Origin of the sequence: Viridibacterium curvum, from assembly GCF_039544165.1 — a bacterium.
In the GTDB taxonomy this organism is placed as follows: domain Bacteria; phylum Pseudomonadota; class Gammaproteobacteria; order Burkholderiales; family Rhodocyclaceae; genus Viridibacterium; species Viridibacterium curvum.
In genome coordinates this window covers 57,860-84,834 of sequence record NZ_BAABLD010000001.1, presented here as the reverse complement: position 1 = coordinate 84,834, position 26,975 = coordinate 57,860, and the positions used below count along the sequence as shown (strand labels likewise).

The window sequence follows — 26,975 nt, the reverse complement described above, 5'->3', positions numbered from 1 at the left end:
TTGACTCATGCAACTCGACAGACTCCTCCAGTCCCAGGGCTTCGGCTCGCGCAAGGAATGCCGCGCCATGGTGCGCGACGGTCTCGTGAAAATTGCCGGCGTTGTCGTCGACGATCCGTTTGCCGAATACGACCCGGCGGGCTTGACGTTCGAAATTGACGAGTGGGAATGGGAGTACAGCGATCTGGTGTACATCGCCCTCTACAAGCCGGCGAACTACGAGTGTTCGCACAAGCCGAAGCACAACGAAAGCGTCTATCACCTGCTTCCCGATCCGGTGGTGGCACGCGGTGCGCAAAGTGTCGGGCGTCTCGACGTCGACACGACCGGCCTGCTACTGCTCTCGGACGACGGTATGTTCATCCACGCCATTTCGTCTGCCAAACGCCAGGTCACCAAGACTTATCGCGCCACCACGGCCGAAGAGGTTACCGCTGAACAGATTGAAAAATTGCTGGCTGGTGTCATGCTTGTCGACGAGCGTGAACCCGTCAGTGCCCTGCAGGCGCGCAAGCTGGACGACAAACTCATTGAGCTCGTTGTCGACCAGGGCAAATACCACCTCGTCAAACGTATCATCGCGGCGGCAGGCAACCACGTCAGCCAGTTGCATCGCACCGGGGTCGGCGCCCTCTCGCTTGAAGACGGCAGCCTGCCCGAAATGGAGCCGGGCGACTGGTGCTACCTGCGACCGAAACACCTCGCCCTGCTGGGCTACAACGCTGCGGAGCAGAGCAAATGACCGAATCGAAAAAGAAACTCAGCCTGCCCAGCACCACAACCGGCAGCAAGCCCGTACGCGAACCCAAACGTCCGCCCGTGCGTAGCACCAGTGCCGCAACGCCACGCGTCAAGGCACGCCCTGCAACTCCCGAAACGGACACCCCTGCCAGACCGGCACGCCGCAACACTGAAGCACGCACCCCACGCAGCGACGACGATCGCCCGCCACGTCGCACAGACGCGGGCCGTCCGCGCCGCAACGATGCCGACGCGCCGCAGCGCCCGCGCGCGCCGCGACGTGATGACGGTGATGCGCCACGCAGACCCGCCCCGCGCTTCGAATCTGATCGCGGCCACAGCGAACGTCCGCAGCGTGCGCCACGGGCCGACTACGCACGCCGCGACGATGCAAACAATGACGCACCCTACGAGCGCCGCTCACGTGGCGCCGATGGCGTCAGCCGTGGCCCGGCACGCGGCAGCGAACGCCCGGCCTTCAAGCCACGCATGCAGAAGAGCGAACCGCGCGACGCCGACGGTGCCGTGCGCCTGTCCAAGCGCATGACCGAACTGGGCCTGTGCTCGCGCCGCGAAGCCGACGAGTACATCGAGCGCGGCTGGGTCAAGGTCGATGGCAAGGTCGTCGATGAGCTGGGCAGCAAAATCCTGCCGACCCAGAAGATCGAGTTGAATCGCCAAGCAGAAGATACGCAGCAGAAACGCGTCACCGTGATCCTCAACAAGCCGATCGGTTACGTCTCCGGCCAGGCCGAAGACGACTACGAGCCCGCCGCCGTGCTGATCACCAACGAGAACCACTGGAGCGAAGATCCGATCAAGCGCCCCTTCGATCCCCGCCTGATGCGCAAGCTCGCGCCCGCCGGCCGTCTGGACATCGATTCAACCGGCATGCTCGTGCTGACGCAGGACGGCCGCATCGCCAAGCACCTCATCGGCGAAGACAGCGACATCGAAAAAGAGTATCTGGTGCGCGTCGAAGGCCCACTCTCCTACGACGACCTCGCCCTGCTCAACCACGGGCTGATGCTCGACGGCGTCGAACTGCAACCCGCCAAGGTCAGCTGGCAGAACGAACACCAGCTGCGCTTCGTGCTACGCGAAGGCCGCAAGCGTCAGATCCGCCGCATGTGCGAACTGGTCGGACTCCGCGTCACCGCACTCAAACGCATCCGCATCGGCTCCATCAATCTTGCCAAGTTGCCACCAGGGCAGTGGCGCTATCTCGGTGATCACGAGAAATTCTGACAAACAAAAAGGCCGACATACCGTCGGCCTTTTTTCGGACTGCGCTCTCCCGCTCAACAGCCGCTGGTGACGACTGCGCTGACCGTTGCCGAGGTTCCTGCTCCGCCGCCGGTCGAGGGCGTGTAGGTGAAAGAGCAGTTGGCCGCATTCGTGCCTCCAGTGACCTGGATGGTCAGCGTGCTTCCAATCAGCGTGCCGCCGCCAGTCACGGCATAACCGTCAGTAGTGAGCTGTGCTGCCGTAGCCGGGAACGTGCTCGTCAAACCGGCCGCATCCACGATGCCGCCCGGGCTCGCAGCGGGCAGGTTCGCCGTAGCGTTCCAGTTGATGATGTTGATCAGGCCCGATTGCGTGCAAAGCGTGCCGGTACCCGCCGCCGTCACGTTCGGCACGGTACCGGAGGCAGGACAGGTCGGCTGGGTAGTGCCACTGCGTGCCTGGGCTGCGCCGTTGATCATGCCGGCCGCCGCTGCCACCGCACCGCGTGCGGCATTGAGCTTGGCAATGCGGGCATCCGACTGCAGATTGACGACGCGCGGCAAGGCCACCGCGGCAAGTATGCCGAGAATCAGAATGACAACAATGAGTTCGATAAGGGTAAAGCCCTTGTTGCGGTGCATGACAGACCCTCTTAACGTGCGACGAATTCGCACTCACAGCGGGGTCTACGTCACTTGCAGGACAAATCTTGAGACGGGCCCCGGCAACGGCGTGCCACACGTCACGGACAACCCCGTAGAAGCAAGGGCTGCCGCGCAGAGAAAACAAAAGGGGCGAGAGGGCAAAGAGAAAGGGTAAAGAAAAAGGGCCAGTCTTTCGACTGGCCCTTTTTCACACATCTGGCGCGCCCGGAAGGATTCGAACCTCCTACCCCTTGGTTCGTAGCCAAGTACTCTATCCAGATGAGCTACGGGCGCTAAAGGAGCAGCATTGTAATCACAACAAACCAATGCTGCAACTGTTTTCTATGGCGGAGAGCAAGGGATTCGAACCCTCGAGACAGGTTTTGCCCGTCTGCTCCCTTAGCAGGGGAGTGCCTTCGACCACTCGGCCAACTCTCCGCGAAGAGCGCGCATTCTATACACAGCACACTCTTGCGTCAAACCGGCTGCTTCCTTTGCCGCAACCGGTCTGCGCCGGGTCAGGCACCAACCTGATCCAGTTCGAACGCTTTGTGCAGTACGCGCACGGCGAGCTCCAGATACTTCTCGTCGATGGCCACGGAAATCTTGATTTCCGAGGTAGAGATCATCTGGATGTTGATGCCCTCTTCCGCCAGCGTGCGGAACATCTTGCTGGCGATGCCCACATGCGAACGCATGCCCACACCCACCACAGACACCTTGGCCATCGAACGATCACCACGGATCTCACGGGCACCGACATGCGCCTTGACATCTTCGAGGATCTTGGTCGCACGGTCGAACTCGTTACGGTTAACCGTGAACGAGAAGTCGGTCGTGCCATCGTGACTGACGTTCTGGATGATCATGTCGACATCGATGTTCGCCTCTGCCACCGGGCCAAGAATCTGGTAGGCGATACCCGGGCGATCTGGCACGCCCAGCACGGTGAGCTTGGCTTCGTCGCGGTTGAATGCGATGCCGGAAATGATCGGTTGTTCCATCTTTATGTCGTCCTCGAAAGTAATCAGGGTGCCCTCGCCGCCTTCCTGGAAGCTGGACAGCACCCGCAATCTGACCTTGTACTTGCCAGCAAACTCGACCGAGCGGATCTGAAGCACCTTGGAGCCGAGGCTGGCCATTTCCAGCATTTCTTCGAAGGTGATGCGATCGAGCTTGCGCGCCTCCGGCACGATCCGCGGGTCCGTGGTGTAGACCCCGTCGACATCGGTGTAGATCTGACACTCGTCGGCACGCAACGCTGCGGCGAGCGCAACGCCCGTGGTGTCAGAACCACCGCGACCCAAAGTCGTGATGTTGCCGGCGTCATCCACACCCTGGAAACCTGCAACCACGACGACGTGTCCACTTTCCAGATCGCGGCGCATGCGGTCTTCGTCAATCTTGAGGATGCGCGCCTTGGTGAAGGAATTGTCGGTGAGGATACGCACCTGACCGCCTGTGTAGCTGCGCGCCTTGACGCCCATCTCCAGCAGCGCCATACACAGCAAACCGATGGTGACCTGCTCACCGGTCGACACGATGACATCAAGCTCGCGCGGATCTGGGTTGGCCTGCACTTCCTTGGCCAGCGCGATCAGGCGATTGGTTTCGCCACTCATGGCCGACACTACAACGACGATCTGGTCACCCGCAGCCTGCGCCGCCGCCACACGCCGGGCAACGTTCTTGATGCGCTCGGGGTTGCCGACCGAGGTACCGCCGTATTTCTGAACAATCAGGGCCATCTTGCTGGAACCTGCCTAGGGTTGAAAAGCCGATCATTTTAGCTGATTAGACGCACCGACTGCAGCATCCACTTTGCGGTAAAGCCCCTCGGTGTGCAGCATGTCGTAGCCAAGAACCAAGCACTGCAAACTTGTGTCAACCACTTCACAAGCCGCGTTGTGCAACGTTGTATGTTGCCGAAATATTGATCTATACTTTAAGCACCTATAACTAAAGTTATAGGGATAAAATTCTATAAACCCCGCCAGACGCCGGGAGGAATACCAGCCAAAAGCCGGTTCCTGCCGGGGGCAAACTTCCTGCGCTGGACGACAGATCAGGATTTCAGGACATGCTCAGGCCTGCATGCGGGAGCCGAGGTCAAGATCTTTTGAAGGTTCTGTTGCTATTCATAGGTAAATGAGACATGAAAACACTTGAAAACGTGGACGTCCGCGAAATCCGCCGCAAGCTTGGCCTGAACCAATCCCAGTTCTGGTCGAAGATCGGCGTTACCCAGAGCGGCGGCTCCCGCTACGAAAGCGGCCGCAACGTGCCGCGCCCGGTGCAAGCACTGTTGCGCATTGTTCATATCGAGCAGATTGATCTGAACAAGATTCGCAAGGATGACTTCGAAGTCATCGAATACCTGCGCGCGCACAAGTCCGAGCTGTACAAGAACCTCAAGAAAGAAGCCAAGGCAAAGAAGAAGGAAAAGTAATTTCCTCTTCGTGCGGTCGGGCCTCCATCCGATCGCACGCGCCAGTCTTCCGGCGAACATCAGGCGGTATCGCTACAATAGGCGCCCGAACAGCCCCGCCGCTCTCACTTCGTGCTTATCACCAGACGACTCGAATTCGATGCGGGCCACCGCATTCCGGATCATCGCAGCCTGTGCCGACACCTGCATGGGCACCGCTATGCCATCGAAGTCACGGTTTCCGGCGACATCACGCGCCAGGATGGCAATCCGCGAAACGGCATGGTGCTCGACTTCTCTGAAATCAAGACACTCGTCCGTAGCACCATTGTCGATGTATGGGACCACGCCTTTCTCGTGTACAGCGGCGACCTGACAGTGCGGCAATTCCTAGACAGCATGCCGGACCACCGGACCGTGGTTCTGAACGTTGTCCCCACGGCCGAGAATCTCGCCGCCGAAGCATTCCGACTGCTGGCCCCCGGCATTGCCGGGTTGTGCGACAAGACGCTGACCCTGGAAAACGTGCGCATCTTCGAAACACCCAACTGCTGGGCGGATGCAACAAGGGCGGCCTACACCACGATCTGACGGTCACGCGATGAAGACACGGGATGTCGCCTCTGGCATCTGCCTGTCGATGAGTCTCCGGCTCGCAACAATAGCCTTCGCTATCGCTGCATCAATCACTGCCCATGCCGAGATCCTCGAAGAACTGACATATAACTACTACACGGCTGTCGCCACGGCCGGTCAGCCGCTCCACGGAGCCCTTGATGCGGCATCGCCCATTCGCGAAAACGACTTGGTGTTCCATGGTCATACACGCTGGGACGTGACCTGGCACTTCCGGTGGGCGAACGAATCCGATGGCCGTTGCCACATTACGGCTGCAACTGTGACGCTCAAGAGCGTGATCCGCCTACCCCTGCTGCGAGCCGATTCGCTCAAGCGCCAGCAACTATTTGATCGCTACCTGGAATCATTGCGCAAGCATGAGCTGGGGCATCACCAGATCGGCCGGGATGCAGCAAAGGCCGTGGAACAGGAAATTCTCTCCCAACCTGAAATGCGCACCTGCAAGCTGCTTGAGCAAACGATCAACCAACGGGCGACAGATCTGATTGCCGGCTTCAACAGCAGGAACCTGACGTATGACCAGCAAACGGAACACGGCAAGACACAGGGGGCCTGGCTGACGCAATAAAGCCTGTCCATGACTAGAAAAACAAAGGCTCCCCGCGGAGCCTTGATTGTATTGGCAGGGCGTTTCCAGCCTTCTCTGGAAGCTCATGGAGCTTGATCTGGCGGAGGCGGTGAGATTCGAACTCACGGATACATCGCTGCATCGCCGGTTTTCAAGACCGGTGCCTTAAACCACTCGGCCACACCTCCCTGAGCCCGCAACCCGGTAACGATAAGGCTTGCAGGGCAGGTCGCGGAGTGTACGTGCCCGCAGAGGCCGGCGCAAGCACTTGCCAGCAAGGGGAACCCACGGCACGATTATCAGTCATAGCACCTACTGGCGCAGCGGCGCTTCTACTTCAAGGACTCTGAAATGGACAACAGGACCTACAGCATAGACACGTTTGGCGGCAATGCGGCCGTTGTACAGAACAAGGTTCTGCGCAACACGTACGCACTACTTGCACTGAGCATGTTGCCCACAATCCTCGGCGCCTTTGTCGGCGTCCAGATGGGCTTCAAGCTGTCCGGAATCATGGGCTTCGTGATCTTCATGGCCGTCGCTTTCGGCTTCATGTTCGCGATTGAACGCTTCAAGAACAGCAGCATCGGGGTTGGACTTTTGCTGGGCTTCACGTTCTTCATGGGCCTGATGCTGTCACGACTGATCGGCGCAGTCCTGGGCTACTCCAACGGCGCGTCGTTGATCGGTCTGGCCGCCGGTGGCACAGCCCTGTCATTCTTCGGTCTGGCTGCAGTCGCCAGTACGACCAAACGCGATCTGTCGGGCATGGGCAAGTTCCTGACCATCGGCTCCCTGCTCCTGCTCGCTGCCATCGTCGCCAACATCTTCCTGAATGTTCCGGCGCTGACGCTGACCATTCTTGTCGTTCTGCTTGGCCTCTCGTGCGCCTGGCTTGTGTATGACATCAATCGTGTTGTGACGGGCGGTGAAACGAACTACGTCTCCGCAACACTGGCTATTTACCTCGACGTCTACAACATCTTCCAGAGTCTGCTTTCGCTGCTGGGCATCTTTGGTGGCGAACGCGACTGAGTATCCTCCCCCTCAGTGAAAAAGCCCGCGCATGCGGGCTTTTTCATTTGAGTCACTTTCATGCGCGTTCGAACAGGGCTATGGACTCGACGTGGGAAGTCTGGGGAAACATGTTGGCCACGCCCGCACCTTTCATGATGTAACCCTTTTCGTGAAACAGGATGGCAGCATCACGCGCCAGCGTCGCCGGGTTGCACGAGACATAGACAATGCGCTTTGGCGCATGCTCGTCCAGCGCCCTGATGACAGCCATGGCGCCATCGCGCGGCGGATCGACAAGCATCTTGTCCAGCCGCCCCAGTTTGTTGAGACTGGCCGTGCTGGCTTCAAACAGATTGGCGACCTTGAACTCGCACAATTTGGCGAGACCATTGTCGGCAGCGTTGTCACGCGCACGCTGCACGAGCTCTGCGCTCCCCTCCACACCAACGACCTTCGCTCCGCAGCGTGCGATAGGCAAAGTAAAATTGCCCAAGCCGCAGAACAGATCGGCAATGCGCTCGCCCGGCTGTGGGTCGAGCAATTGCATCGCACGCCGTATCAACAAACGGTTGGTATGCACGTTGACCTGCGTAAAGTCGGTGGGGCGGAACTTCAGACGTATATCGAATTCAGGCAGGCTGTACTCGAGGAAAGCAGGTTCATCGCTGCGCACCGGGCGCGCGGTTTCCGGATTGCCGGGCTGTTGCCACATCGAGACGCGATGCTGCGCGCCAAATACCTGAAGCAAATGAATGTCGGCTGAAGTCAATGGTGTCAGGTTGCGCAGCACGATGACCGTCCGGTCATCCCCGACCGCCAGTTCGATTTGCGGAATGCGATCAGGCACGGACATCCCCGCAATCAGTTCATGCAAGTACGGCAACAAATCAGATACGTGTCGGGGCAATACCGCGCAGCTATCGATGTCTGCTATGTAACTGCTCTTCTTTTCGTGGAAGCCGATCAACACGCCGCCTTTATTGGGAACCACACGCACGCCTATGCGCGCACGATAGCGGTAACCCCATGCTGGTCCGTAGATGGCGGGATAAATACAGTCGGCTTGCACCCTGGCGATATGCCGCAAGGCGTCCTCCAGCACGCGCTGCTTGGTCGCCACTTGCAGCCCCAACTCGGCGTGCTGCATGCTGCAACCACCGCACACGCCATAGTATTTGCAGCCCGGCACAGCACGTTGTGCGCTCGCCCGAATAACGCGTACGGTACCGGCCTGCTCGAAGCGCTCACGCTTGCGGTAGCTGGAATATTCGACAGTCTCGCGCGGCAAAGCGCCTTCGATGAAGATGGCTTTGCCGTCGACGCGCGCCACACCACGGCCTTCGTGCTCAAGGGATTCGATAGTGGCGATGGAGGCGGTGGTCATGCAGCTTTCGTGACAAACAGGGTAAAGGGCGCGGATTTTACCGTGCAGGCTACAATCGAGCCATGAATGCACAACTGCTGGGCGGCATCTCGCCCCAACAATTTCTTGATGAATACTGGCAGAAACAACCGCTGCTGGTGCGTCAGGCTGTCCCGGGCTTCCAGGGCCTGATCAGCCCTGCCGATACCCGCAATTTTGCCTGTCAGGAGGATCAGGAGGCGCGGCTTGTGTGGAAGGACCAGAGCCAATGGCACATGCTGCACGCACCGTTGCGCAAGCGTGACTTCCCGAAATCCGGTCCCTGGACGGTGCTGCTACAAGGCCTTAACCTGATCCTGCCGGAAGCGGACGAACTGCTGCGTCAGTTCAGCTTCATTCCGTACGCCCGGCTCGATGACCTGATGGTCTCCTACGCAACGGACGGCGGCGGCGTGGGGCCACACTTCGACTCCTACGACGTATTTCTGCTGCAAGGCATGGGCAAGCGACGCTGGCGCGTCAGCGCGCAGACTGATCTGACACTTGTGGAAGATGCGCCACTGCGCATCCTCCAGCACTTCAAGGCGACACGAGAATGGGTGCTGGAGCCGGGCGACATGCTCTACCTGCCCCCAAAATATGCGCACGACGGCGTTGCCATCGGCGAATGCATGACTTATTCGATCGGCTTCCGCGCGCCATCGGCGCGCGAGCTGACAACAGCCTTTCTCGGTTACCTGGAAGAAAAGCTCTCGCAGGAAGGCATGTACAGCGACCCTGATCTGCGCGCGACAGCCACGCCCGCCAAACTGCCGGAGCAGATGAGCGAACGTGTCGCGGCGATGCTGGCCCGCATCAAGTGGGCGCAGCGCGACGTCGGCGACTTCCTCGGCACCTACCTGTCGGAACCGAAACAACATGTGTTCTTCGACCCGCCGCGCGAAGAACTCTCGCCCACCGCATTCCGGCGCGCAGCACTCAAGCGAGGCATCCGTCTCGACCTGCGTAGCCAGATGCTTTATCGCCCGGGGCGTTTCTATCTCAACGGCGAGATCTTTGTCGTGCCTCAAAACGACGCAAAACTGTTCCGCCGGCTTGCCAACGAACGCACGGCGACGGAGCTTGATGGCCTCTCCGTAAACAGCTGGTCGCTGCTCTGGGAGTGGTATGACGAGGGTTTTCTCCACTTGCAAGGCGGTGGGCGGAAAGCCTGAAGCGACTTCCGTTCTTCAAGATTGAATGTTATGATGTGAAATCGGCTCGCGAAGCCGATTCAAAAATTCTGGCTTGTGCACTTCACTGAACTCACGATATTTCGTAAGGGAAACTCACGATGAAACAGTCTCTCCTCGTTGCTGCTCTGATCGCTCTGGCTGCTTCCGCCTGCTCCAAGAAGGAAGAAGCTCCCGTTGCTCCCGTCGAGGCTTCGGCTCCCGTTGTTGAGGCTTCCGCCCCCGCTGACGCTTCGGCACCCGCTGACGCTTCGGCTCCGGCTGACGCTTCGGCTCCCGCCGACCAATCTGCAGCCAAGTAATATCTGGTTTCAGAAAAAAGCCGGCCTCTTGGCCGGCTTTTTTGTTTGTGCTGCGTTCCTTTCTGCATAACCTGCTCCAAAGGGGCATCCGTGAGTGATCCCAAGGAAAGCCTCCAGGCGAAAAGAAGTCCGAATGACAGCCTGGCGACACTTGTCTCTACAGACTTGTTGCGCCGCATCGAAGGCAACGAACTCACACCCGGCTCCCGCTTGCCCAGCGAACGGGAGCTGATGGCGCGTTACGGCGTCAGCCGCACCGTCGTGCGCGAAGCGATCTCCAGCCTGCGTTCTTCAGGCCGCGTGGCAACCCAGCAAGGTCGTGGCGCCTTTGTGCTGGCGACGACCGGCCTGATGGTACGCAAACTGCCCTTGACCACGGAGCGGGCCACCTCCCGCCAGACCCACTTGCACCTGCTGGAGGTCCGCAATGCGGTCGAAGCCGAGGCGGCCGCCATTGCGGCGCGACGCCGTACCGACAAGGAAATGCGGGCCATCGAGCAAGCGCGCGAATCGCTGTCGATCGCACTGGACGGCGGCGGCAACCTGCGCCGCAAGGACGTCGACTTTCATCTCGCCATTGCGCGCGCCACGCACAATGCCTATTTCGAAGACGTATTCGGCGCCCTGTTGCAACTGCGCGCGGACCGCCCGTTGCGCCGCACCGACAGCCTGCAAGCACGCAAGAAGCGCGTGCAGATCATCCGTACAGAACATCTTATGATCGTGCAGGCCATCGAACGCCAGGATCCCGACGCAGCGCGCTCGGCCATGCAGCTGCACCTGAGCAACAGCGCCCACCGCGCCGCAGCTTTGTTCGACGCTGCCGACGCAGGGAAGGAGCCGGAAGCCAGCGCGGAGAACGGTGATGAGCACTGAAGCTACCCTGGCGCTTCTAGGCACCCAGGCTTTTATCGACGGCCGCTGGCAGCCCGGTGACAGTGCCTTCGACGTGATCAACCCGGCCAGCCGCGAAAGACTGGCCAGCGTGGAACAGCCCAGCCTCGCGCAAGCGCAAGCCGCCATCGACGCTGCAGAACGAGCCCTGCCCGACTGGCGTGATCGCCCCGCGCATGAACGCTCTGCACTGCTGCGCCGCTGGTTCGACCTGATCATCGCCAACCAGGAGGCGCTCGCCCGCTTGTTGACCAGCGAGCAAGGCAAACCGCTGGCCGAAGCGCGCGGCGAAGTGCGATACGGTGCGGCCTTCGTAGAGTGGTTCGCCGAAGAAGCACGTCGCGTCGAAGGCGACATCATTCCATCCGCCGGCCGCGACCGCCGCACATTGGTGTTGCGTCAGGCCGTCGGGGTTTGCGCGGCAATCACGCCCTGGAACTTCCCGGTTGCCATGGTCACCCGCAAGATTGCGCCAGCTTTGGCTGCAGGCTGCAGCATTGTGCTCAAGCCTGCCGAGCAAACCCCTCTATGCGCCCTCGCGCTCGCCAGACTGGCGCTGGAGGCAGGCATTCCGGCCGGCGTCTTCAACGTACTGCCTGCAGACAGCGCACGTTCAGTAGAAATCGGCCGCCTGCTTTGCGCCAGCACGGTGGTCCGTCACCTTTCCTTCACGGGCTCAACCGAAGTCGGTCGCCTGCTGATGGCGCAATGCGCACCGACCGTGAAACGCCTTGCCATGGAGCTTGGCGGTCACGCCCCATTCATTGTCTTCAATGATGCAGACCTCGAAGCCGCACTGGACGGGGCCATGCTCGCCAAGTACCGCAACGCCGGCCAGACATGTGTCTGCGCCAACCGCTTCCTGATTCAGGCCGGCCTGCACGACGCCTTCGTACGTGGCCTCACCGAACGCACGGCTCGCCTGATCACGGGCGCCGGCTACGAACCGGGCGTGCAGGTAGGGCCTTTGATCGACGACGCTGCGGTCGCCAAGGTCATGCGCCATATCGAAGACGCACGGCAAATGGGGGCCCGTATCGAGACTGGCGGCAAGACTTCGGGGACCGGGTTCGTTCAACCCACGGTCCTGTCCGGCGTCACCCCGGACATGCTGATCGCCCGTGAGGAAACCTTCGGCCCCGTGGCTGCGATCATGAAGTTCGAAACGGTCGAGGAAGCTATCGCACTGGCGAACGCCAGCGAATCCGGTCTGGCGGCGTACTTCTACAGTCGCGACCTCGGCCAGGTCTGGCAGGTGGCTGAAAAGCTCGAATACGGCATGATCGGCATCAATACGGCAGCCATCTCCTACGAAACGGTACCCTTCGGCGGCATCAAACAGTCCGGTTTCGGGCGCGAAGGTTCGCGCTACGGTCTCGAAGAGTACGTATCCCTGAAATACCTCTGCATGGCCGGCTTGCCTGGCTGAAGACGCCACCAGCAACCACTGCCTTACAACGCCTCCAGTTCAGGAAACTGGCTGCCGTAAAAGGGGGATGCGCCCTCAAGCCAAACGCCCTTTCCTGCTGAGACGCCCCTCTCATCTCATCGGCCCCCTTGCCGGGCTACTGGCCGGTCTGTTGCTGTTGACTGGCGAGACTGCATCCCCGGTGATCGCCGTCGTGCTCTCGACCACCGTCGCCGCCCTGCTCAACAGCGGCACCATCGAGCGTTTGCGCCCGCGCCCTGCGCCCGGACTCACCGAAATTCGGCCCATGCTGGAAGCCTTTCCCTTTCCTGTCGCCATGCGCGACGCCGCTGGCCGCGAGCGCTTTGCCAACGCGCTGCACGCCGCCTGGGTCACCGAAAACCAGGCCGAAATCCATAGCGCGTCCGCGCTGCGCCGCAACCAGATCGAAGACACCAGCGCCTTGAACGGCGAGCTGGTCGAGTCGGAGCTTTTCTGCGCCGGCGCCTCGACGATGGAAGGTCGCTACTACCTTGTGCGCAAGCAATGCATCCACGTCGATGACGAGCCCCTCGTGCTGGTCACCGTTACCGATCTCACTGCCGAACGCCAGGCAAGAGCCCGCCTGCAATCCGTACTGGCGCAGCAGCTGGAGCTCCTGCAGCACACAAATCACTTCGTGCAGCGTCTCATCGACGTAATTCCCGAGCCCGTCTACGTCAAGGACGAACGCGGCCGCTACGTGATGATCAACGAAGCTTTCGCCCGCCAGCGCAGCCAGAACCCGGACGACATCCTGTGGCGCACAGCCAAGGACCTGGCACCAGACAACCACGTCGCACGATCCGTCAGCGATGAAGACCTCAGCGTACTGGCCGGTGCCAGCGTGTACAAGGAAGACGTCTCCCCCCACCCGATCACCGGAGAACCTCGCTACCGCATCGTCACCAAGGGCAGCTGCATGAACGCCGAGGGCCAGAAGGTCATCATCGGCGCCAACTTCGACATCACCCAGCGTCGCCTCTTCGAGCAGGCGCTTGAGGCCAAGCTGGAACAAGAGAAAACACAGCACCGCCGCACCCAGGAGTTCGTGCAGCGGATCATGGACCTCGTGCCCTTCCCGCTCTACGTCAAGGACGCACAGAGCCGTTACCAGATGGTCAACGAAGCCATGGTCCGCAACCGCGCCATACCGCGCGAACAGCTGCTGGGGCGCACCGGCATGCCCGAGGAAAGTGGCGCCGAAGCGCTATACCGGCTGTTCGAAGAAGACGGCGCCGTGCTCGCGGGCCAGCATGTTCTGCGCGAAGAAAACGGCATCCATGACTACACCGGCCGCGAGTACTGGCACGTGCTGTCCAAAGACTGCTGCCTCGACCCAGAAGGCAACCAGGTCATCGTTGGCGCCCACATTGATCTGACTGAGCTGCGCAAAGCCGAAAACGAGCTGAAATCGTCGCTGGAGCGCGAAGTCCAGCTTCGCGAACGCACCCAGGAATTCGTGCAGCGCCTCATCGACGTCATCCCCGACCCGATGTACATCAAGAAGGGTGGCGGCGTCTATGTGATGGTCAACCAGGCTTTTGCCGACTACCACGACCGCAAGAAGGAACAGATTGTCCAGGCCCCCGTTCCGCTACCCACCTCACCCGCCACCACCACTCTCATTTCCATGCAGGAAGACGAAGCCGTGCTGGCCGGCGGTGAAATCAACAAGGAAGAGCACACGGTACGCCGCGCCTCGGGCGAAGAGGTCTTCCGCATCGTCACCAAGCGCCGCAGCGTCTATGTGGATGGCGACCCCGTGGTGGTCGGTATCGACCATCACATCACGCGCTGGCGGCAAGCCGAACGCGAGCTCAAGCGCCTCGCCGCAGAGGACGTACTGACCGGCATTGCCAACCGTCGTCACTTCCGCCAGGAAACCGAGCGCGCGCTGTCACTCGCAGCGCGCCATGCGCAACCTCTGTCGCTACTGATCTTCGACCTCGACCACTTCAAGCACGTCAACGATCACTTTGGTCACCAGGCCGGTGACGAAGTACTCGTCGAAACCGTGCGCCGCTGTCGCGAAACCTTGCGCCAGAGCGATATGCCGGGTCGTTGGGGGGGTGAAGAATTCGTTGTGTTGCTGCCACAGACCAGTATCCGTGATGCCCTGCAGGTCAGCGAGCGCCTGCGCATCCTGCTTGCCGCCAACCCGATTGCCACCAGTGCGGGTGCCGTATCCGTGACACTCAGCGGCGGCCTCGCCCAATGGCATGCTGGCGAGTCGCTCGACGAGCTGGTTGCGCGTGCCGACGCTGCGCTCTACCGCGCCAAGACTGGCGGACGCAACGCCATCTTGAGCGCCGAAGCCGACGTGCAGACACACGCGGCCTGAGCGGCAATCACGCCGCTTCGAGCTTGGCCACCGACAAGGCCAGCCACTTCATGCCCCCGCCCGAGCCGAAGTTCACCTGCACACGTGCGTCCTGTCCGCTGCCCTCGGCCGACACGATCACCCCGGCACCGAACCTGGCATGGCGCACCTGCTGACCAATGCGGAATCCGATCAGGTCACGCGAGGGCTGGCGCGGAGCAGACGTCGTGAAACTGTCGCCACGCGAGGGCGTGTAGTGCTGACCGAAGCCTTGCTGCACACGCGGCGTCAGCCACTTCAGCAAGCCCTCGGGAATCTCGTCGAAGAACCGTGACTTGACGGCGTAACGCGTCTGGCCATGCAGCATGCGGCTCTGCGCCAGCGACAGGTACAGGCGCTTGCGGGCGCGCGTCACCGCGACGTACATCAGGCGTCGCTCCTCCTCCAGCCCCTCATGCTCCTGGATGCTGTTCTCGTGGGGGAACAAGCCATCTTCAAGGCCCGTGATGAACACCACGTCAAACTCCAGGCCCTTGGCCGCATGCACGCTCATCAGTTGTACCGCATCCTGTCCCGCATCGGCTTGATGCTCACCCGCCTCCAGCGAGGCGTGTGCGAGAAAGCGCGACAACGGGTCACCGGGCAAGCTCTCTTCACCCTCCACCGGCGCGCTGTCATCATGCAGGAAGCCGGTCGCGGCGCTGATCAGCTCATCAAGGTTTTCCAGGCGCTCCTGTCCCTCACGCTCGGCACGGTAGTGCGCGCGCAAGCCCGACACCTCAAGCACGTGATCAATCATCTCGGGCAGGGACAGGTCCGCCGTCTCGCGCCGCAGCTCCTCGACAAGCTTCACGAAGGCACCGATGCTCTGAGCAGGCTTGCCGTTGAGGTGTGGCACCGTCGCATAAAGACTGGTGTTGAACATGCGCGCCGCATCCTGCAGCTGCTCCAGCGAACGGGCGCCAATGCCACGCGTAGGGAAATTGACGACGCGCGCAAACGCCGTGTCATCGTCCGGATTCGCGATCAGCCGCAGGTAGGCCAGTGCGTGCTTGACCTCCTGACGCTCAAAGAAGCGCAATCCGCCATACACCCGGTATGGCAGACCGGTCGAGAACAGCTGGTGCTCGAGCACACGTGACTGCGCGTTGCTGCGATAGAGCAGTGCGATGTCACCACGCGCAGCCCCCTCACGTACCAGTTGCTGGATCTCTTCGACCACCCAGCGCGCTTCGTCCATGTCCGCCACGGCCTCGTAAACACGGATCGGTTCGCCCGCCCCCTGGTCCGTCCACAGATTCTTGCCGAGACGCTGACTGTTGTTGGCAATGATGGCGTTGGCTGCGTCAAGGATATTGCCGTGCGAGCGGTAGTTCTGCTCCAGGCGGATAACATTGGCAACGCGAAACTCTCGCTCGAAGTCGCGCATGTTGCCGACCTCGGCACCGCGGAATCCGTAGATGCTCTGGTCATCGTCACCGACAGCGAACACGGCAGCTGGCGTTTCGCTAGCAAAACCGGCAATCAGCTTGAGCCACAGGTACTGCAGGCGATTGGTGTCCTGGAATTCGTCGACGAGAATGTGGCGGAAACGCAGCTGGTAATGGCGACGGATCGGCTCGTTGCGCTCCAGCAGCTCATAGGCGCGCAGCAAGAGTTCGGGGAAGTCGACCACCCCCTCGCGTTGGCATTGGGCATCGTACTCGGCATACAGCTCGACACGACGACGCGTGAATTCGTCCCAGGCCTCTACAGCGTTCGCACGATAGCCCGCCTCCTTCTGTGCATTGATGAAATGCTGCAGTTCGCGTGGCGGGAACTTCTCGTCGTCGACGTTCAGAGCCTTGAGCAGGCGCTTGATGGCGGCCAGCTGATCAGCCGTGTCGAGAATCTGGAAGGTCTGCGGCAGTGCTGCCTCGCGGTAATGTGCCCGCAGGAAGCGATTGCACAGCCCGTGGAAGGTGCCTATCCACATGCCGCGGGTATTGATCGGCAACATGGCCCCAAGACGTGTCAACATCTCCTTGGCGGCCTTGTTGGTAAAAGTGACGCCAAGGATGCCGGATTGACTGACCTGCCCCGTCTGCAGCAGCCAGGCGATGCGGGTGGTCAGCACACGCGTCTTGCCCGAGCCGGCGCCCGCGAGAATGAGTGCGGATTGCGCAGGCAGCGTCACTGCCGCGAGTTGTTCGGTATTCAGGTTGTCGAGCAGGCGGGACATTGCAGCAAAGCATCAGGGCAGTTGGCAGGCCGACATTCTACGTTGCCAACCCCGACCGCGCCTGGTTAAAGCCAGTGCATTGAGATGTCGATATTTCGGTTGCCGGTAGAACCGGCGGGGCCTCGTCCGGCCGTTGCCGGCAGCCCCTGCAAGGGAGTTTCATGAGCAAATCGCGCCTCATCCTGTTTGCAGTCTGCCCTGCACTTCCGGTGCTATCGGCCTTGCTGGCCGGACTGCTAGGCCTGCCAGCCCCCTGGGCCGCTGCCGGCGCAACCTTGCTCACCATGGTGGTCATGTACCCGCTCATGGTGATCAACGGTCGCAACTTGGCGCTGGACTACAGCCAACGCATCCTCAACGTGATTCCCTACCCCGTATCGATCAAGGGCGCAGATAGCCGCTTGCGCGTCGTCAATGACGCCATGGCTGAGTACAAGCGCATGTCGCGCGAAGCCCTGCTGGGCACTGAAGGCCACCTCGACAACGAAAACTCCGAACTGCGCAGACAGCGCCTCGAAGAAGACCGCATGGTGCTGGCCGGCTTGCCGATCTGGAAGGAGGAGCACGTGGCAGATCATGCTGCCACCGGCAAAGAGCTCTTCCAGGTCATCGTCAAGGGCCGCAGCACGGGGTTGTATGGCGAACCCGTCATTGTCACCGCCCAGTTCGACACAACAGAACTGAATCTTGTACGACGCGAAATCGAAGAGACGCTCAAGCGGGAAAAGTCGCTGCACGCCGGCTTCACCGCCTACACGCAGCGCCTCATCAACGCGATTCCACAACCGGTCTACGTCAAGGATGCGCAAAGCCGCTACGTCATCGTCAATGAAGCCTTCTGCAAGCTGCGCATGCTCTCAGCCGAACAGCTGATCGGCCGCGCGCCCAACGATCTCACCCAGGACGATGCGAAAGCGGCCCTCGTCATCGCCGAAGACCGCGAAGTGCTCGACAACGACATCGTCATCAGCAAGGAAGAGCACGGCCTCCACCCGGTAACGCAGGAGGAGAGGTATCGCTGGGTCGGCAAACGCCGCTGCGTTGACCACACCGGTCAGCCCGTACTCGTCGGCGCCACCGTCGACCTGACCGAATGGCGGCGCGCGGAACAAGCTACCGCCGCCGCGCTGGAACGCGAAATCGCCCTGCGCGAACGCGTCGCCGCTTTCACCCAACGCCTCATTGATGTGATCCCGCAGCCGGTGTACGTCAAGCACGCCGACAGCCGCTACATGCTCGTCAATCGCGCCATGCTAGACGACATGCATCGCGAGCCCGACGATCTGCTGGGCAAGAACCCGGTCGATCTGGGCGCCAACCCCGACTATGCATCGCTTGTGATGAAGGAAGACCAGCGTATTGCCGCTGGCGAAGTCATCTACAAGGAAGAGCACATGAGCCACCCCTACTCGGGGAAGGAGGTATTCCGCATCATCTCCAAGCGCAGCTGCATCGACCCCGAAGGCCGCGCCGTGATCGTTGGCACCAACTTCGACATCACGCCACTGCGTCAGGCAGAGCGTGCCGCGGCGGCAGCCAGCGAGGCGAAGTCGGTGTTCCTCGCTACCATGAGCCACGAGATACGCACGCCACTTGGGGGCGTCATCGGCATGCTGCGACTGGCCCTGCGCCAGCCCATTGAAGATGCCGTGCGCGAGCAGCTGAACATCGGCTTGCGCAACGCCGAGGCCCTACTCGTGATCCTCAACGATGTGCTCGACTTCTCCAAGATCGAAGCCGGTGAGCTGAGACTGGAAACCATCGATTTCGATCTCGTCGAAACCGCACAGGACGTCATGCAGAGTTTTGCCCTCAACGCCCGCGAGCGTGGTGTTGCGCTGGCGCTCGACCTTCCCGCTTCTGTGGGCCACTTCTTCCGCGGCGATCCGACGCGCCTGCGCCAGATCCTCGTCAACCTCATCGGCAATGCACTCAAGTTCACCCGGCAGGGCACGGTGACCGTGCGCTTCGCAGCTGCGCAACCAGGCTTTGCCTGCGAGGTCATCGATACGGGTATCGGCATACCGGCCGAGGCCCTGCCACGCATGTTCCAGCGCTTCCAGCAGGCCGACAGCTCGACGACACGCAAGTACGGGGGCACAGGGCTGGGGCTGGCAATCTGCAAGCAGCTCGTCGAAGCCATGGGGGGCACGATCAGCGTGCACAGCAGCATCGGCATCGGCACCACCTTCCGCTTCGTGTTGCCACTTCCCGCCGGTGAAGCGCGCAACACCAGCGGCAAGACGGAGGCCCTGCCGATCCAGATGCGCTGCCTCAACCTGCTGTGCGCCGAGGACAACGCCACCAACCAGATCATCATCCGTAGCCTGCTTGAAGACCTGGGGCACCGCGTCCACTTTGCCGACAACGGCTTGCAGGCCTTGCAACAGCTGGCCGAACAGGATTTCGACGCTGTCATGATGGATGGCCGCATGCCCGAACTCGACGGGCTGCAGACCACGCGTGCCATCCGCGCTGGCAGCCACGGCACACTACGCATCCGCAATCCCCGCATCCCCGTCATCGCCCTCACCGCCAACGTCAGTGACGAAGACATGGCGGCCTTCCGCGCAGCCGGTGCCAATCACTTTCTCGCCAAACCCGTCGACGACCGGCAGCTCACCGAGCTGATGGCTCGGCTGTCTGCGAGCGAGGAACCTGCAGCATCTCCCGCTATCGATAGTGCCGCACCAGCCGCCCGGCCCGACATGGCGCAGCGGCTGCGCAGCATGCTCATTCGCAGCCTGCCAGGGCGCATCGTCGCCATCGACGATGCGCTGACCTGTAACGACATGACGGGGCTGATGCACCTGTTTCACGGACTCAAAGGCAACGTGAGTTTCGGCGGCGATGACACCCTGGCACCCCGCGCTGCAGCACTGGAGGCCGCAGTGATGGCCAACGACCGAGATACCGTGCTGCGCGAATGGCCCAACCTGCGTGCCGGGCTCGAAGCCCTCATCTCCAGGGGCTGATCGTGACGGATCGTGCTGCAGAGCGACAGAACAAACCCTGGCAAAGAGCAGGGAATGTCGCGACAATGTGCCTCCATTCCGAATCGCGTCCCACGAGGCGCGATCAGCCCCGCATCACATCGACCACATGAAAGACCGTGTCCAGGAACTCCTTGCGGCTGCAATCCTGGCCCTGTTGGCCGCGCTGCTGTCGCAAGCCCTGGCCATGTCCGGGCCAGCCGCCCTGCTATTGACCGCGCTGGCCGCCATTACGCCCGCGGTGTGGGGGCTGCGTCGCCAGTCGCAGCGAGACGACGCCCATCGAGCCTTCATCCAGCGCATCGTCGATGCCCTGCCCGAGCCCTTCTACATCAAGGACGCGGATAGCCACTACATCGTCGCCAACCGCGCCTTCGCAGCGCGGCATGGCCTGACGCCGGAAGACGTTATCGGGCTGACCCCGGAACAGGTTTTCGTCGATCCCGTCTACGCCAACATGGTCAGACAGGAAGACCGTCGCGTGCTCGAAGGCCTGCAGGTCGCCAAGGAGGAACACTCGCCCAACCCCATCACGGGCGTCGAGCGTTACCAGCTCGTGACCAAGACCCTGTCGAACGACAGCCGCGGCATCCCGATCATCATCGGCATCAACCTCGATGTAACGCGCTGGCGTCAGACCGAACGCGCCCTCAACGAAACCCTGGACCGTGAGCGCAGCCATCGCGAACGCACACAGGCCTACATGCAGCGTCTTATCGACGTGATGCCCGAGCCCATCTACATCAAGGATTCGAATGCCCGGTTCCTGATGGTCAACGAAGCCTTCGCACGCGAGCGCCGCCGCAGTGCGGCCGAGCTGCTGGGCCTGACATCGTTTGACCTGGCGCCGAATCCCGAGACTGCACACATGGTTGCCGAGGAAGACGCCGAGATCCTCGCCACCGGCAAGAGCATCTTCAAGGAATACCTCGCTCACACACCCGACACCGGCGAAGAGCGTTACCGCCTCGTGCACAAGCGCTTCTGCCTCGACGCGGAAGGCAATCCCATCATCGTTGGCGCCCACTTCGACATCACCGACCTGCGGCGCGCCGAGCGTACGCTGCAGAACGCGCTCGAACGGGAGGTCGCACTGCGCCTGCGCGTGCAGCGCTACATGCAGCGCCTCATCGATGTGATCCCGCAACCGGTGTACGTCAAGGACGCCGAAAGCCGCTACATCATGGTGAACGACGCCTTCGCCAGAGACCGCGGCGCCTCGCGCGAGCACTTTGTTGGCAAGCTGCCGCGCGAACTCGGCTCCAGTCAGGAAAACCACGTCTCCGTGCTGGCCGAAGACGCCCAGGCCCTGGCCGGCGTCGTCATCTCCAAGGAAGAGCACCGCCCGCACCCTGTCACCAACGAGATGCGCTACCGCTTCATCTCCAAGGGCACCTGTCTCGATGCCGAAGGCCGCCCCGTCATCGTCGGTGCCAACTTCGACATTACGGCCTGGCGCACCGCCGAACAGGCAGCCGAGCAGGCCAGCGCCGCCAAGTCGCAGTTCCTCGCAAGCATGAGTCACGAGATCCGCACGCCACTCTCAGGCGTGATCGGCACCCTGCGCCTGTCGCTGATGGATGACAGCCTCGCCCCCGAGACCCGCAACTACCTGGAGACCAGCCTTTCGAATGCTGAGTCGCTGCTGACCATCATCAGCGACATCCTCGATTTCTCGAAGATCGAAGCGGGCCAGCTCAAGCTCGAGCACATCGATTTCAACCTCTTCACCCATGTGCGCGACTGCGTACAGATCTTCCAGGCGCACGCGGCCAGCCGCAGCCTCGCTTTCCGCCTCGACTTCGCCCCGGGCACGCCCGAAGTGCTGCGCGGCGACCCCACGCGCATCCGCCAGGTGATCAGCAACCTCGTCGGCAACGCCGTCAAGTTCACCGAGACAGGCTCTGTCAGCGTGCTGCTGCAGTCACCTGGCATCAACAACGGGCGCCACCACATCGTCTGCGAAGTCCGCGACACCGGTATCGGCATCCCCAAGGAAGCGCTCGAACGCCTGTTCCAGAAATTCCAGCAGGCCGACGTCTCCACCACTCGCCGCTTCGGCGGCACAGGCCTCGGGCTGGCCATCTGCAAGCAGCTTGTCGAAGCCATGGGCGGCCTCATCCACGTCGAGAGTCAGGAAGGCGTGGGCACCACCTTCCGCGTCGAGCTCTGGCTGGAGCCCGGCCAGAAGATCGTGGAAGCCAACGCACCGCTGATCCCCCATCCGCGCAAGATCCGCATCCTGTGTGCCGAAGACGTGCCGGTCAATCAGCTCATCGTACGCACCCAGCTGGCCCACATGGGCCACCCCGTTGATATCGTCGAGGACGGCCTGGCGGCCATCGAAGCTCTCGCCAGCGATGACTATGACCTCGTGCTCATGGACGGCCGCATGCCCCGCATGGACGGCCCGGAAGCCGTACGCGCCATTCGCGCTGGCGGCCTCGACGACATCCGGGTGCGCAACCCGCGCATCCCCATCGTGGCCCTGACCGCGAACGCCAGCGAAGAGGACAAGCAGAAGACCCTCGCTGCGGGAATGGACGAATACCTCACCAAACCCGTGTCGGAGCGCGATCTGCACGCCGTCATAGCACGTGTCATCGCGCGCATCGAAAGCGAAGCCCCGGCCGCCTCCGCAGAACGCCCCGACTGAGCCTGCGGGGCAAGCCTTCGCGGCCTGCTAAAATGGCGGACTTTCGATTTTCACGCACGATTCCGCCATGGCCTTGCCCGAGAAGTACGACCACACCGCCACCGAAAAAACCGCCCAGCAGTACTGGGACAAGACCGACGCGTTCCGCGCCGTCGAGGACACGGCAAAACCCAAGTACTACTGCCTGTCCATGTTCCCGTACCCGTCCGGGAAGCTGCACATGGGCCACGTGCGTAACTACACCATTGGCGACGTGCTCACCCGCTTCCACAAGATGCGTGGCTACAACGTCATGCAGCCCATGGGCTGGGATGCCTTCGGCCTGCCTGCCGAAAACGCGGCCATCGCCAACAAGGTGCCGCCGGCGCAGTGGACCTACTCCAACATCGAATACATGAAGGGCCAGCTCAAGTCGCTGGGCTTCGCCATCGACTGGAGCCGCGAGCTCGCCACCTGCAAGCCCGACTACTACAAGTGGAACCAGTGGCTGTTCCTGCGCATGCTCGAAAAAGGCATCGCCTACAAGAAAACCCAGACCGTGAACTGGGACCCGGTCGACCAGACCGTGCTCGCCAATGAGCAAGTGATTGATGGCCGCGGCTGGCGCACCGGTGCGGTGGTCGAGAAGCGCGAGATTCCCGGCTACTACCTCGCCATCACGCAATACGCCGAAGAACTGCTCGGCGACCTCGATACGCTGGAGAACTGGCCCGAACGCGTGCGCCTCATGCAGGCCAACTGGATCGGCAAGAGCACCGGCGTGCGCTTCGCCTTCCCGCACGACATCAAGGATGAGAGCGGTTCGCTGATCAACGACGGCAAGCTGTGGGTGTTCACAACCCGCGCCGACACCATCATGGGCGTCACCTTCTGCGCCGTCGCCGCCGAGCACCCGCTCGCCACGCACGCCGCGAAGAACAATCCGGAACTCGCCGCCTTCATCCAGAAGTGCAAGAGCGGTTCGGTGATGGAAGCCGACATGGCGACCATGGAAAAGGAAGGCCTGCCGACCGGCCTCTTCGTCACGCACCCGCTCACCGGCGAACAGGTTGAAGTGTGGGTCGGCAACTATGTGCTGATGAGCTACGGCGATGGCGCAGTGATGGCCGTGCCCGCGCATGACGAACGCGACTTCGGCTTCGCGAAGAAATACAACTTGCCGATCAAACAGGTCATCGCCGTCGGCGACAAAATCTTCTCCACCGATGCCTGGCAGGAGTGGTACGGCGACAAGGAACACGGCGTCACCATCCACTCCGGCAAGTACGACGGTCTCGGCTACAAAGCCGCCGTCGACGCCATCGCCGACGACCTCGTCGCGAAGAACATCGGCGAAAAGAAAACCCAGTGGCGCCTGCGCGATTGGGGCATCTCGCGTCAGCGCTACTGGGGCTGTCCGATCCCCATCATCCATTGCGATGACTGCGGCTCGGTGCCCGTGCCCGACGATCAGCTGCCCGTCGTGCTGCCCGAAGACTGCGTGCCGGATGGTTCGGGCAACCCGCTGCACAAGCGTTCCGACTTCCTCAACTGCGCCTGCCCCAAGTGCGGCAAGCCCGCGCGTCGCGAGACGGACACCATGGACACCTTCGTGGATTCCAGCTGGTACTACGCCCGCTTCGCCACGCCCGGCAATGACAAGGCCATGGTGGATGAACGTGCCGACTACTGGATGACCGTCGACCAGTACATCGGCGGCATCGAGCACGCCATCCTCCACCTGCTCTACTCGCGCTTCTGGACCAAGGTGATGCGCGACGTCGGCCTCGTGAAATACCGCGAACCCTTCTCGCGCCTGCTCACGCAGGGCATGGTGCTGAATCACATATTTTCACGTCGTTCCGACAAGACCGGCATCGAATGGTTTTCTCCCGATAGTGTTGATCTGATCCTTGATGCAAGCGGTCGCGTCACTGGCGCCACCGCCAAGCGCGACGGCCAGCCTGTCGACTACGGTGGCTACGGCACAATGTCCAAGACCAAGCTGAATGGTGTGGACCCCAATGCCATGATTGAACAATACGGTGCCGACACCGCGCGCTTCTTCATGATGTTCACCGCGCCGCCCGAGCAGACGCTGGAGTGGTCAGACGCCGGCATCGAAGGCTCCTACCGCTTTCTCAAGCGTGTGTGGGCTTTCGGCCATGTCTTCGCAACACAGATCCGGCCGCAACTGCCCACCACGCGCACCCTCGCCAGCACCAAGCTCGACGACAAGCTCGCCAGCCTGCGCCGCGAAATCCACCTCAACCTCAAGCAGGCCAACTACGACCTCGGCAAGCAGCAGTTCAACACCGTGGCCTCGTCGTGCATGAAGATGCTCAACGCGCTTGAAAAGGCGCCACGCGATTCCGCCATCGCGGCGGAAGTCATCGAAGAGTGCTTCGGCATCCTGCTGCGCGTCCTCTCGCCCATCACCCCGCACATCACCCACACGCTGTGGGCCGATCTGGGCTATGGCGAAGACATCCTGCAAGCCGCCTGGCCCGAACCGCTCGACGCCGCGCTCGCGCAGGACGAGATCGAACTCGTCGTGCAGGTGCTGGGCAAGACACGCGGCTCGGTGAAGGTGCCGGCCGGCGCCGACAACAAGGCCATCGAAGCGCTGGCAATTGCGTCAGAAGCCGCGCAAAAGTTCATGGAAGGCAAGCCCGCGAAGAAGGTGATCGTGGTGCCGGGCCGACTCGTGAATATCGTGGTGTGAGCCCATTTACCACCACCAACGCCGTCATTCCCGCGAAGGCGGGAATCCAGCGGCGTTAAATCGCTGTCAGCTTTGACGGTGTGCGGAAAGTCACTGGATTCCCGCCGCCCCTCTCCCCCAACCCCTCTCCCGCTAGCGGGAGAGGGGACCGCAGTGCGGCTACGCCACCCGTAAAGCTGGCGGGAATGACGATGCAAACGCTCGCGCTTGCCTCAAACGGCTCCGCGATGCTGACTGCGCTGCGGTGTATCCACGAGCACTTGAGACTGCTCGCCCGCGTGCCGGTCGGGCCCGATAGCCGCAAGGTAGGTCACTAGTGCGAGCAGGCTCAGCACGGCCAGCAGCAAGGCCACGCCGGCGTATGAGAGGCCGCCACTGAGCAGCAGCGAGACCATCACCGGTGCCAGTGCCTTGGCGAAGAACGAGGGCTGGGCCAGCCGCCCCATCAGCGCGCCGTAATCCTCGCGCCCGTACAACTCTGCGGGCACGTTGCCGCGCACTATTGTTGTTACCCCATTCGCCGCGCCATAGACCAGCGCGAACACCCAGGGCACCCAGCCCGCTGCGCCGGCCTGCCACAAGAGCAGCATGGCCCCGGCGGTGAGCATGAAGGTGACTACGCCCACTCGCGTCGCAGCCACGCGGCGCGCGAAAACGAATTCCATGATGCGCCCGGTCACCTGCATGGGGCCGATGAGCGCAGCGATCCACACCGCGTCGGCCACCGAAGCTGTCGCCTCGCTGAGTGCCGCCACGATGTGCGCGCCAATCGCCGAGAACACGAAAGCATTGAGTGCAAATGCGATGCCCAGCCAAAGCAGACTGCGCGGCATGGCGACGCGGGCACGCAGGGCCGCCGAATCTCGCTCGGCTTGTGTGCGCAGCTGGGCACGCGGCAGTGCCCAGCGGTGCAGCGGAAAGCACATGAACAACTGCAGGGCTGCGAAGCTGATGAGTGCCACGCGCCAGTCGAACGCACTATGCAGACGCCAGGCCAGCGGCCAGAAAGCCGTGCTGGCCAGACCACCGAACAGCGTGAGCGCCGTCAGCGCACTGCGGTAGCGCGTGCCCGAGAGCTGACTGAGCGCGGGAAACGCAGCGTCATACAGGGTGGCCGACATTGCCGCCCCGGCGAGCAGCCAGCCGACGATGAACAAGGGCAGCGCAGGCGCCAGCGCGATGATCAGCAGCGACGCCGCCGCCAGCACCGAGCCCGCTGCTAGCACGGCACGCCCGCCGAAGCGGTCGATGGCGCGACCCGCATGCGGCGCGCACAGCCCGGATACGACGAGCGCCGCCGAGAAGGCACCGAACACCCAGCTCACATCGCACTGCAGGCTGTCTGCCATCGGCTTGGCGAGCACGGCAACACTGTAATAGAGGCTGCCCCAGCCGATGATCTGCGTGAGGCCCAGCGCGCAGACGATGCGGATCAGCACTGCGTTCATTCAGTCATCTGCCTGGCAAGCTTCGTCGGGCAGGGCCCCTGCCGTTGCCACAAGACGCAGCTTTCATCGACGTCATTCCCGCGAACGCGGGAATCCACAGGGCCTTCGCGCGAGCGAAGGCAGTTTCG

Annotated in this window: 19 protein-coding genes and 3 tRNA genes; 14 read left to right on the top strand and 8 right to left on the bottom strand. The window is 61.9% G+C overall.

Features of this window, described 5'->3' with window-relative positions:
- The first annotated feature begins 7 nt into the window (after nucleotides 1–7).
- Complete coding sequence (locus tag ABEA02_RS00400) at nucleotides 8–742, top strand: pseudouridine synthase (protein WP_345530836.1); 735 nt, start codon at nucleotides 8–10, stop codon at nucleotides 740–742.
- On the top strand, nucleotides 739–1,989 hold the full coding sequence (locus ABEA02_RS00395) for a pseudouridine synthase (protein WP_345530835.1): 1,251 nt from the start codon (nucleotides 739–741) through the stop codon (nucleotides 1,987–1,989). Before ABEA02_RS00400 ends, ABEA02_RS00395 begins: the two co-directional genes overlap by 4 nt.
- Nucleotides 1,990–2,042: 53 nt before the next feature.
- On the opposite strand, the gene ABEA02_RS00390 is transcribed toward ABEA02_RS00395, so the two are convergent.
- From ABEA02_RS00390 to ABEA02_RS00375, 4 genes are all read right to left on the bottom strand, one after another.
- Nucleotides 2,043–2,609 (bottom strand): prepilin-type N-terminal cleavage/methylation domain-containing protein, encoded by a 567-nt coding sequence (locus tag ABEA02_RS00390; protein ID WP_345530834.1) that lies wholly within the window; start codon nucleotides 2,607–2,609, stop codon nucleotides 2,043–2,045.
- A 220-nt stretch (nucleotides 2,610–2,829) separates the two neighbouring features.
- Nucleotides 2,830–2,906 (bottom strand) — tRNA-Arg (locus ABEA02_RS00385).
- 51 nt (nucleotides 2,907–2,957) lie between these two features.
- Nucleotides 2,958–3,050: transfer RNA gene (locus tag ABEA02_RS00380), tRNA-Ser, on the bottom strand.
- Nucleotides 3,051–3,130: 80 nt separating this feature from the next.
- Nucleotides 3,131–4,360 (bottom strand): aspartate kinase, encoded by a 1,230-nt coding sequence (locus ABEA02_RS00375; protein WP_345530833.1) that lies wholly within the window; start codon nucleotides 4,358–4,360, stop codon nucleotides 3,131–3,133.
- Nucleotides 4,361–4,767: 407 nt separating this feature from the next.
- Here ABEA02_RS00375 and ABEA02_RS00370 point away from each other — a divergent pair, with 407 nt between their 5' ends.
- The 3 genes from ABEA02_RS00370 (at nucleotide 4,768) to ABEA02_RS00360 (ending at nucleotide 6,247) form a co-directional block, all read left to right on the top strand.
- Complete coding sequence (locus ABEA02_RS00370; protein ID WP_345530832.1) at nucleotides 4,768–5,061, top strand: helix-turn-helix domain-containing protein; 294 nt, start codon at nucleotides 4,768–4,770, stop codon at nucleotides 5,059–5,061.
- A 111-nt stretch (nucleotides 5,062–5,172) separates the two neighbouring features.
- Entirely contained in the window at nucleotides 5,173–5,631 is a 459-nt protein-coding gene (gene queD, locus ABEA02_RS00365; RefSeq protein ID WP_345530831.1) for a 6-carboxytetrahydropterin synthase QueD, read from the top strand.
- Nucleotides 5,600–6,247 carry a DUF922 domain-containing protein gene (locus tag ABEA02_RS00360; RefSeq protein WP_345530830.1) on the top strand — a complete coding sequence of 216 codons (648 nt, stop codon included), beginning with the start codon at nucleotides 5,600–5,602 and terminating at the stop codon, nucleotides 6,245–6,247. Before queD ends, ABEA02_RS00360 begins: the two co-directional genes overlap by 32 nt.
- 98 nt (nucleotides 6,248–6,345) lie before the next feature.
- Here the strand turns inward: ABEA02_RS00360 and ABEA02_RS00355 are convergent.
- Nucleotides 6,346–6,435 (bottom strand) — tRNA-Ser (locus ABEA02_RS00355).
- 163 nt (nucleotides 6,436–6,598) lie between these two features.
- Between ABEA02_RS00355 and ABEA02_RS00350 the strand changes: the two genes are divergently transcribed.
- Nucleotides 6,599–7,282, top strand: a complete 684-nt coding sequence (locus ABEA02_RS00350; protein WP_345530829.1) for a Bax inhibitor-1 family protein — start codon at nucleotides 6,599–6,601, stop codon at nucleotides 7,280–7,282.
- A gap of 58 nt (nucleotides 7,283–7,340) precedes the next feature.
- Here the strand turns inward: ABEA02_RS00350 and rlmD are convergent, their stop codons facing one another.
- Entirely contained in the window at nucleotides 7,341–8,648 is a 1,308-nt protein-coding gene (gene rlmD, locus ABEA02_RS00345; protein ID WP_345530828.1) for a 23S rRNA (uracil(1939)-C(5))-methyltransferase RlmD, read from the bottom strand.
- Nucleotides 8,649–8,710: 62 nt separating this feature from the next.
- Between rlmD and ABEA02_RS00340 the strand changes: the two genes are divergently transcribed.
- The 5 genes from ABEA02_RS00340 (at nucleotide 8,711) to ABEA02_RS00320 (ending at nucleotide 14,846) form a co-directional block, all read left to right on the top strand.
- Nucleotides 8,711–9,841: a JmjC domain-containing protein gene (locus tag ABEA02_RS00340; RefSeq protein ID WP_345530827.1), complete on the top strand. Its 1,131-nt coding sequence runs from the start codon at nucleotides 8,711–8,713 to the stop codon at nucleotides 9,839–9,841.
- 119 nt (nucleotides 9,842–9,960) lie between these two features.
- Nucleotides 9,961–10,161 (top strand): hypothetical protein, encoded by a 201-nt coding sequence (locus ABEA02_RS00335; protein WP_345530826.1) that lies wholly within the window; start codon nucleotides 9,961–9,963, stop codon nucleotides 10,159–10,161.
- A gap of 90 nt (nucleotides 10,162–10,251) precedes the next feature.
- Entirely contained in the window at nucleotides 10,252–11,037 is a 786-nt protein-coding gene (locus ABEA02_RS00330) for a FadR/GntR family transcriptional regulator (RefSeq protein ID WP_345530825.1), read from the top strand.
- A complete protein-coding gene (locus ABEA02_RS00325) occupies nucleotides 11,027–12,484 on the top strand; it encodes an NAD-dependent succinate-semialdehyde dehydrogenase (RefSeq protein ID WP_345530824.1) in 1,458 nt (485 codons plus the stop codon). Before ABEA02_RS00330 ends, ABEA02_RS00325 begins: the two co-directional genes overlap by 11 nt.
- 67 nt (nucleotides 12,485–12,551) lie before the next feature.
- Nucleotides 12,552–14,846, top strand: a complete 2,295-nt coding sequence (locus tag ABEA02_RS00320) for a sensor domain-containing diguanylate cyclase (protein ID WP_345530823.1) — start codon at nucleotides 12,552–12,554, stop codon at nucleotides 14,844–14,846.
- A 7-nt stretch (nucleotides 14,847–14,853) separates the two neighbouring features.
- Here ABEA02_RS00320 and ABEA02_RS00315 read toward each other — a convergent pair whose 3' ends face one another.
- Nucleotides 14,854–17,046 carry a 3'-5' exonuclease gene (locus ABEA02_RS00315; RefSeq protein WP_345530822.1) on the bottom strand — a complete coding sequence of 731 codons (2,193 nt, stop codon included), beginning with the start codon at nucleotides 17,044–17,046 and terminating at the stop codon, nucleotides 14,854–14,856.
- A gap of 161 nt (nucleotides 17,047–17,207) precedes the next feature.
- Between ABEA02_RS00315 and ABEA02_RS00310 the strand changes: the two genes are divergently transcribed.
- From ABEA02_RS00310 to leuS, 3 genes are all read left to right on the top strand, one after another.
- Nucleotides 17,208–20,021 carry an ATP-binding protein gene (locus tag ABEA02_RS00310; protein WP_345530821.1) on the top strand — a complete coding sequence of 938 codons (2,814 nt, stop codon included), beginning with the start codon at nucleotides 17,208–17,210 and terminating at the stop codon, nucleotides 20,019–20,021.
- 127 nt (nucleotides 20,022–20,148) lie between these two features.
- Nucleotides 20,149–22,695 (top strand): PAS domain-containing protein, encoded by a 2,547-nt coding sequence (locus ABEA02_RS00305; RefSeq protein ID WP_345530820.1) that lies wholly within the window; start codon nucleotides 20,149–20,151, stop codon nucleotides 22,693–22,695.
- A gap of 67 nt (nucleotides 22,696–22,762) precedes the next feature.
- Entirely contained in the window at nucleotides 22,763–25,399 is a 2,637-nt protein-coding gene (gene leuS / locus ABEA02_RS00300; RefSeq protein WP_345530819.1) for a leucine--tRNA ligase, read from the top strand.
- Nucleotides 25,400–25,611: 212 nt separating this feature from the next.
- Here the strand turns inward: leuS and ABEA02_RS00295 are convergent, their stop codons facing one another.
- Entirely contained in the window at nucleotides 25,612–26,847 is a 1,236-nt protein-coding gene (locus ABEA02_RS00295) for an MFS transporter (RefSeq protein ID WP_345530818.1), read from the bottom strand.
- Nucleotides 26,848–26,975 lie beyond the last annotated feature (128 nt).

Coding starts and splice junctions, on each gene's coding strand:
- ABEA02_RS00395 (WP_345530835.1), top strand. CDS start 739: ATGACCGAATCGAAAAAGAAACTCAGCCTGCCCAGCACCACAACCGGC.
- ABEA02_RS00315 (WP_345530822.1), bottom strand. CDS start 17,046: ATGTCCCGCCTGCTCGACAACCTGAATACCGAACAACTCGCGGCAGTG.
- rlmD (WP_345530828.1), bottom strand. CDS start 8,648: ATGACCACCGCCTCCATCGCCACTATCGAATCCCTTGAGCACGAAGGC.
- ABEA02_RS00370 (WP_345530832.1), top strand. CDS start 4,768: ATGAAAACACTTGAAAACGTGGACGTCCGCGAAATCCGCCGCAAGCTT.
- leuS (WP_345530819.1), top strand. CDS start 22,763: ATGGCCTTGCCCGAGAAGTACGACCACACCGCCACCGAAAAAACCGCC.
- ABEA02_RS00340 (WP_345530827.1), top strand. CDS start 8,711: ATGAATGCACAACTGCTGGGCGGCATCTCGCCCCAACAATTTCTTGAT.
- ABEA02_RS00360 (WP_345530830.1), top strand. CDS start 5,600: ATGCAACAAGGGCGGCCTACACCACGATCTGACGGTCACGCGATGAAG.
- ABEA02_RS00305 (WP_345530820.1), top strand. CDS start 20,149: ATGAAAGACCGTGTCCAGGAACTCCTTGCGGCTGCAATCCTGGCCCTG.
- ABEA02_RS00295 (WP_345530818.1), bottom strand. CDS start 26,847: ATGAACGCAGTGCTGATCCGCATCGTCTGCGCGCTGGGCCTCACGCAG.
- ABEA02_RS00350 (WP_345530829.1), top strand. CDS start 6,599: ATGGACAACAGGACCTACAGCATAGACACGTTTGGCGGCAATGCGGCC.
- ABEA02_RS00320 (WP_345530823.1), top strand. CDS start 12,552: ATGCGCCCTCAAGCCAAACGCCCTTTCCTGCTGAGACGCCCCTCTCAT.
- ABEA02_RS00325 (WP_345530824.1), top strand. CDS start 11,027: ATGAGCACTGAAGCTACCCTGGCGCTTCTAGGCACCCAGGCTTTTATC.
- ABEA02_RS00310 (WP_345530821.1), top strand. CDS start 17,208: ATGAGCAAATCGCGCCTCATCCTGTTTGCAGTCTGCCCTGCACTTCCG.
- ABEA02_RS00375 (WP_345530833.1), bottom strand. CDS start 4,360: ATGGCCCTGATTGTTCAGAAATACGGCGGTACCTCGGTCGGCAACCCC.
- ABEA02_RS00400 (WP_345530836.1), top strand. CDS start 8: ATGCAACTCGACAGACTCCTCCAGTCCCAGGGCTTCGGCTCGCGCAAG.
- ABEA02_RS00390 (WP_345530834.1), bottom strand. CDS start 2,609: ATGCACCGCAACAAGGGCTTTACCCTTATCGAACTCATTGTTGTCATT.
- ABEA02_RS00335 (WP_345530826.1), top strand. CDS start 9,961: ATGAAACAGTCTCTCCTCGTTGCTGCTCTGATCGCTCTGGCTGCTTCC.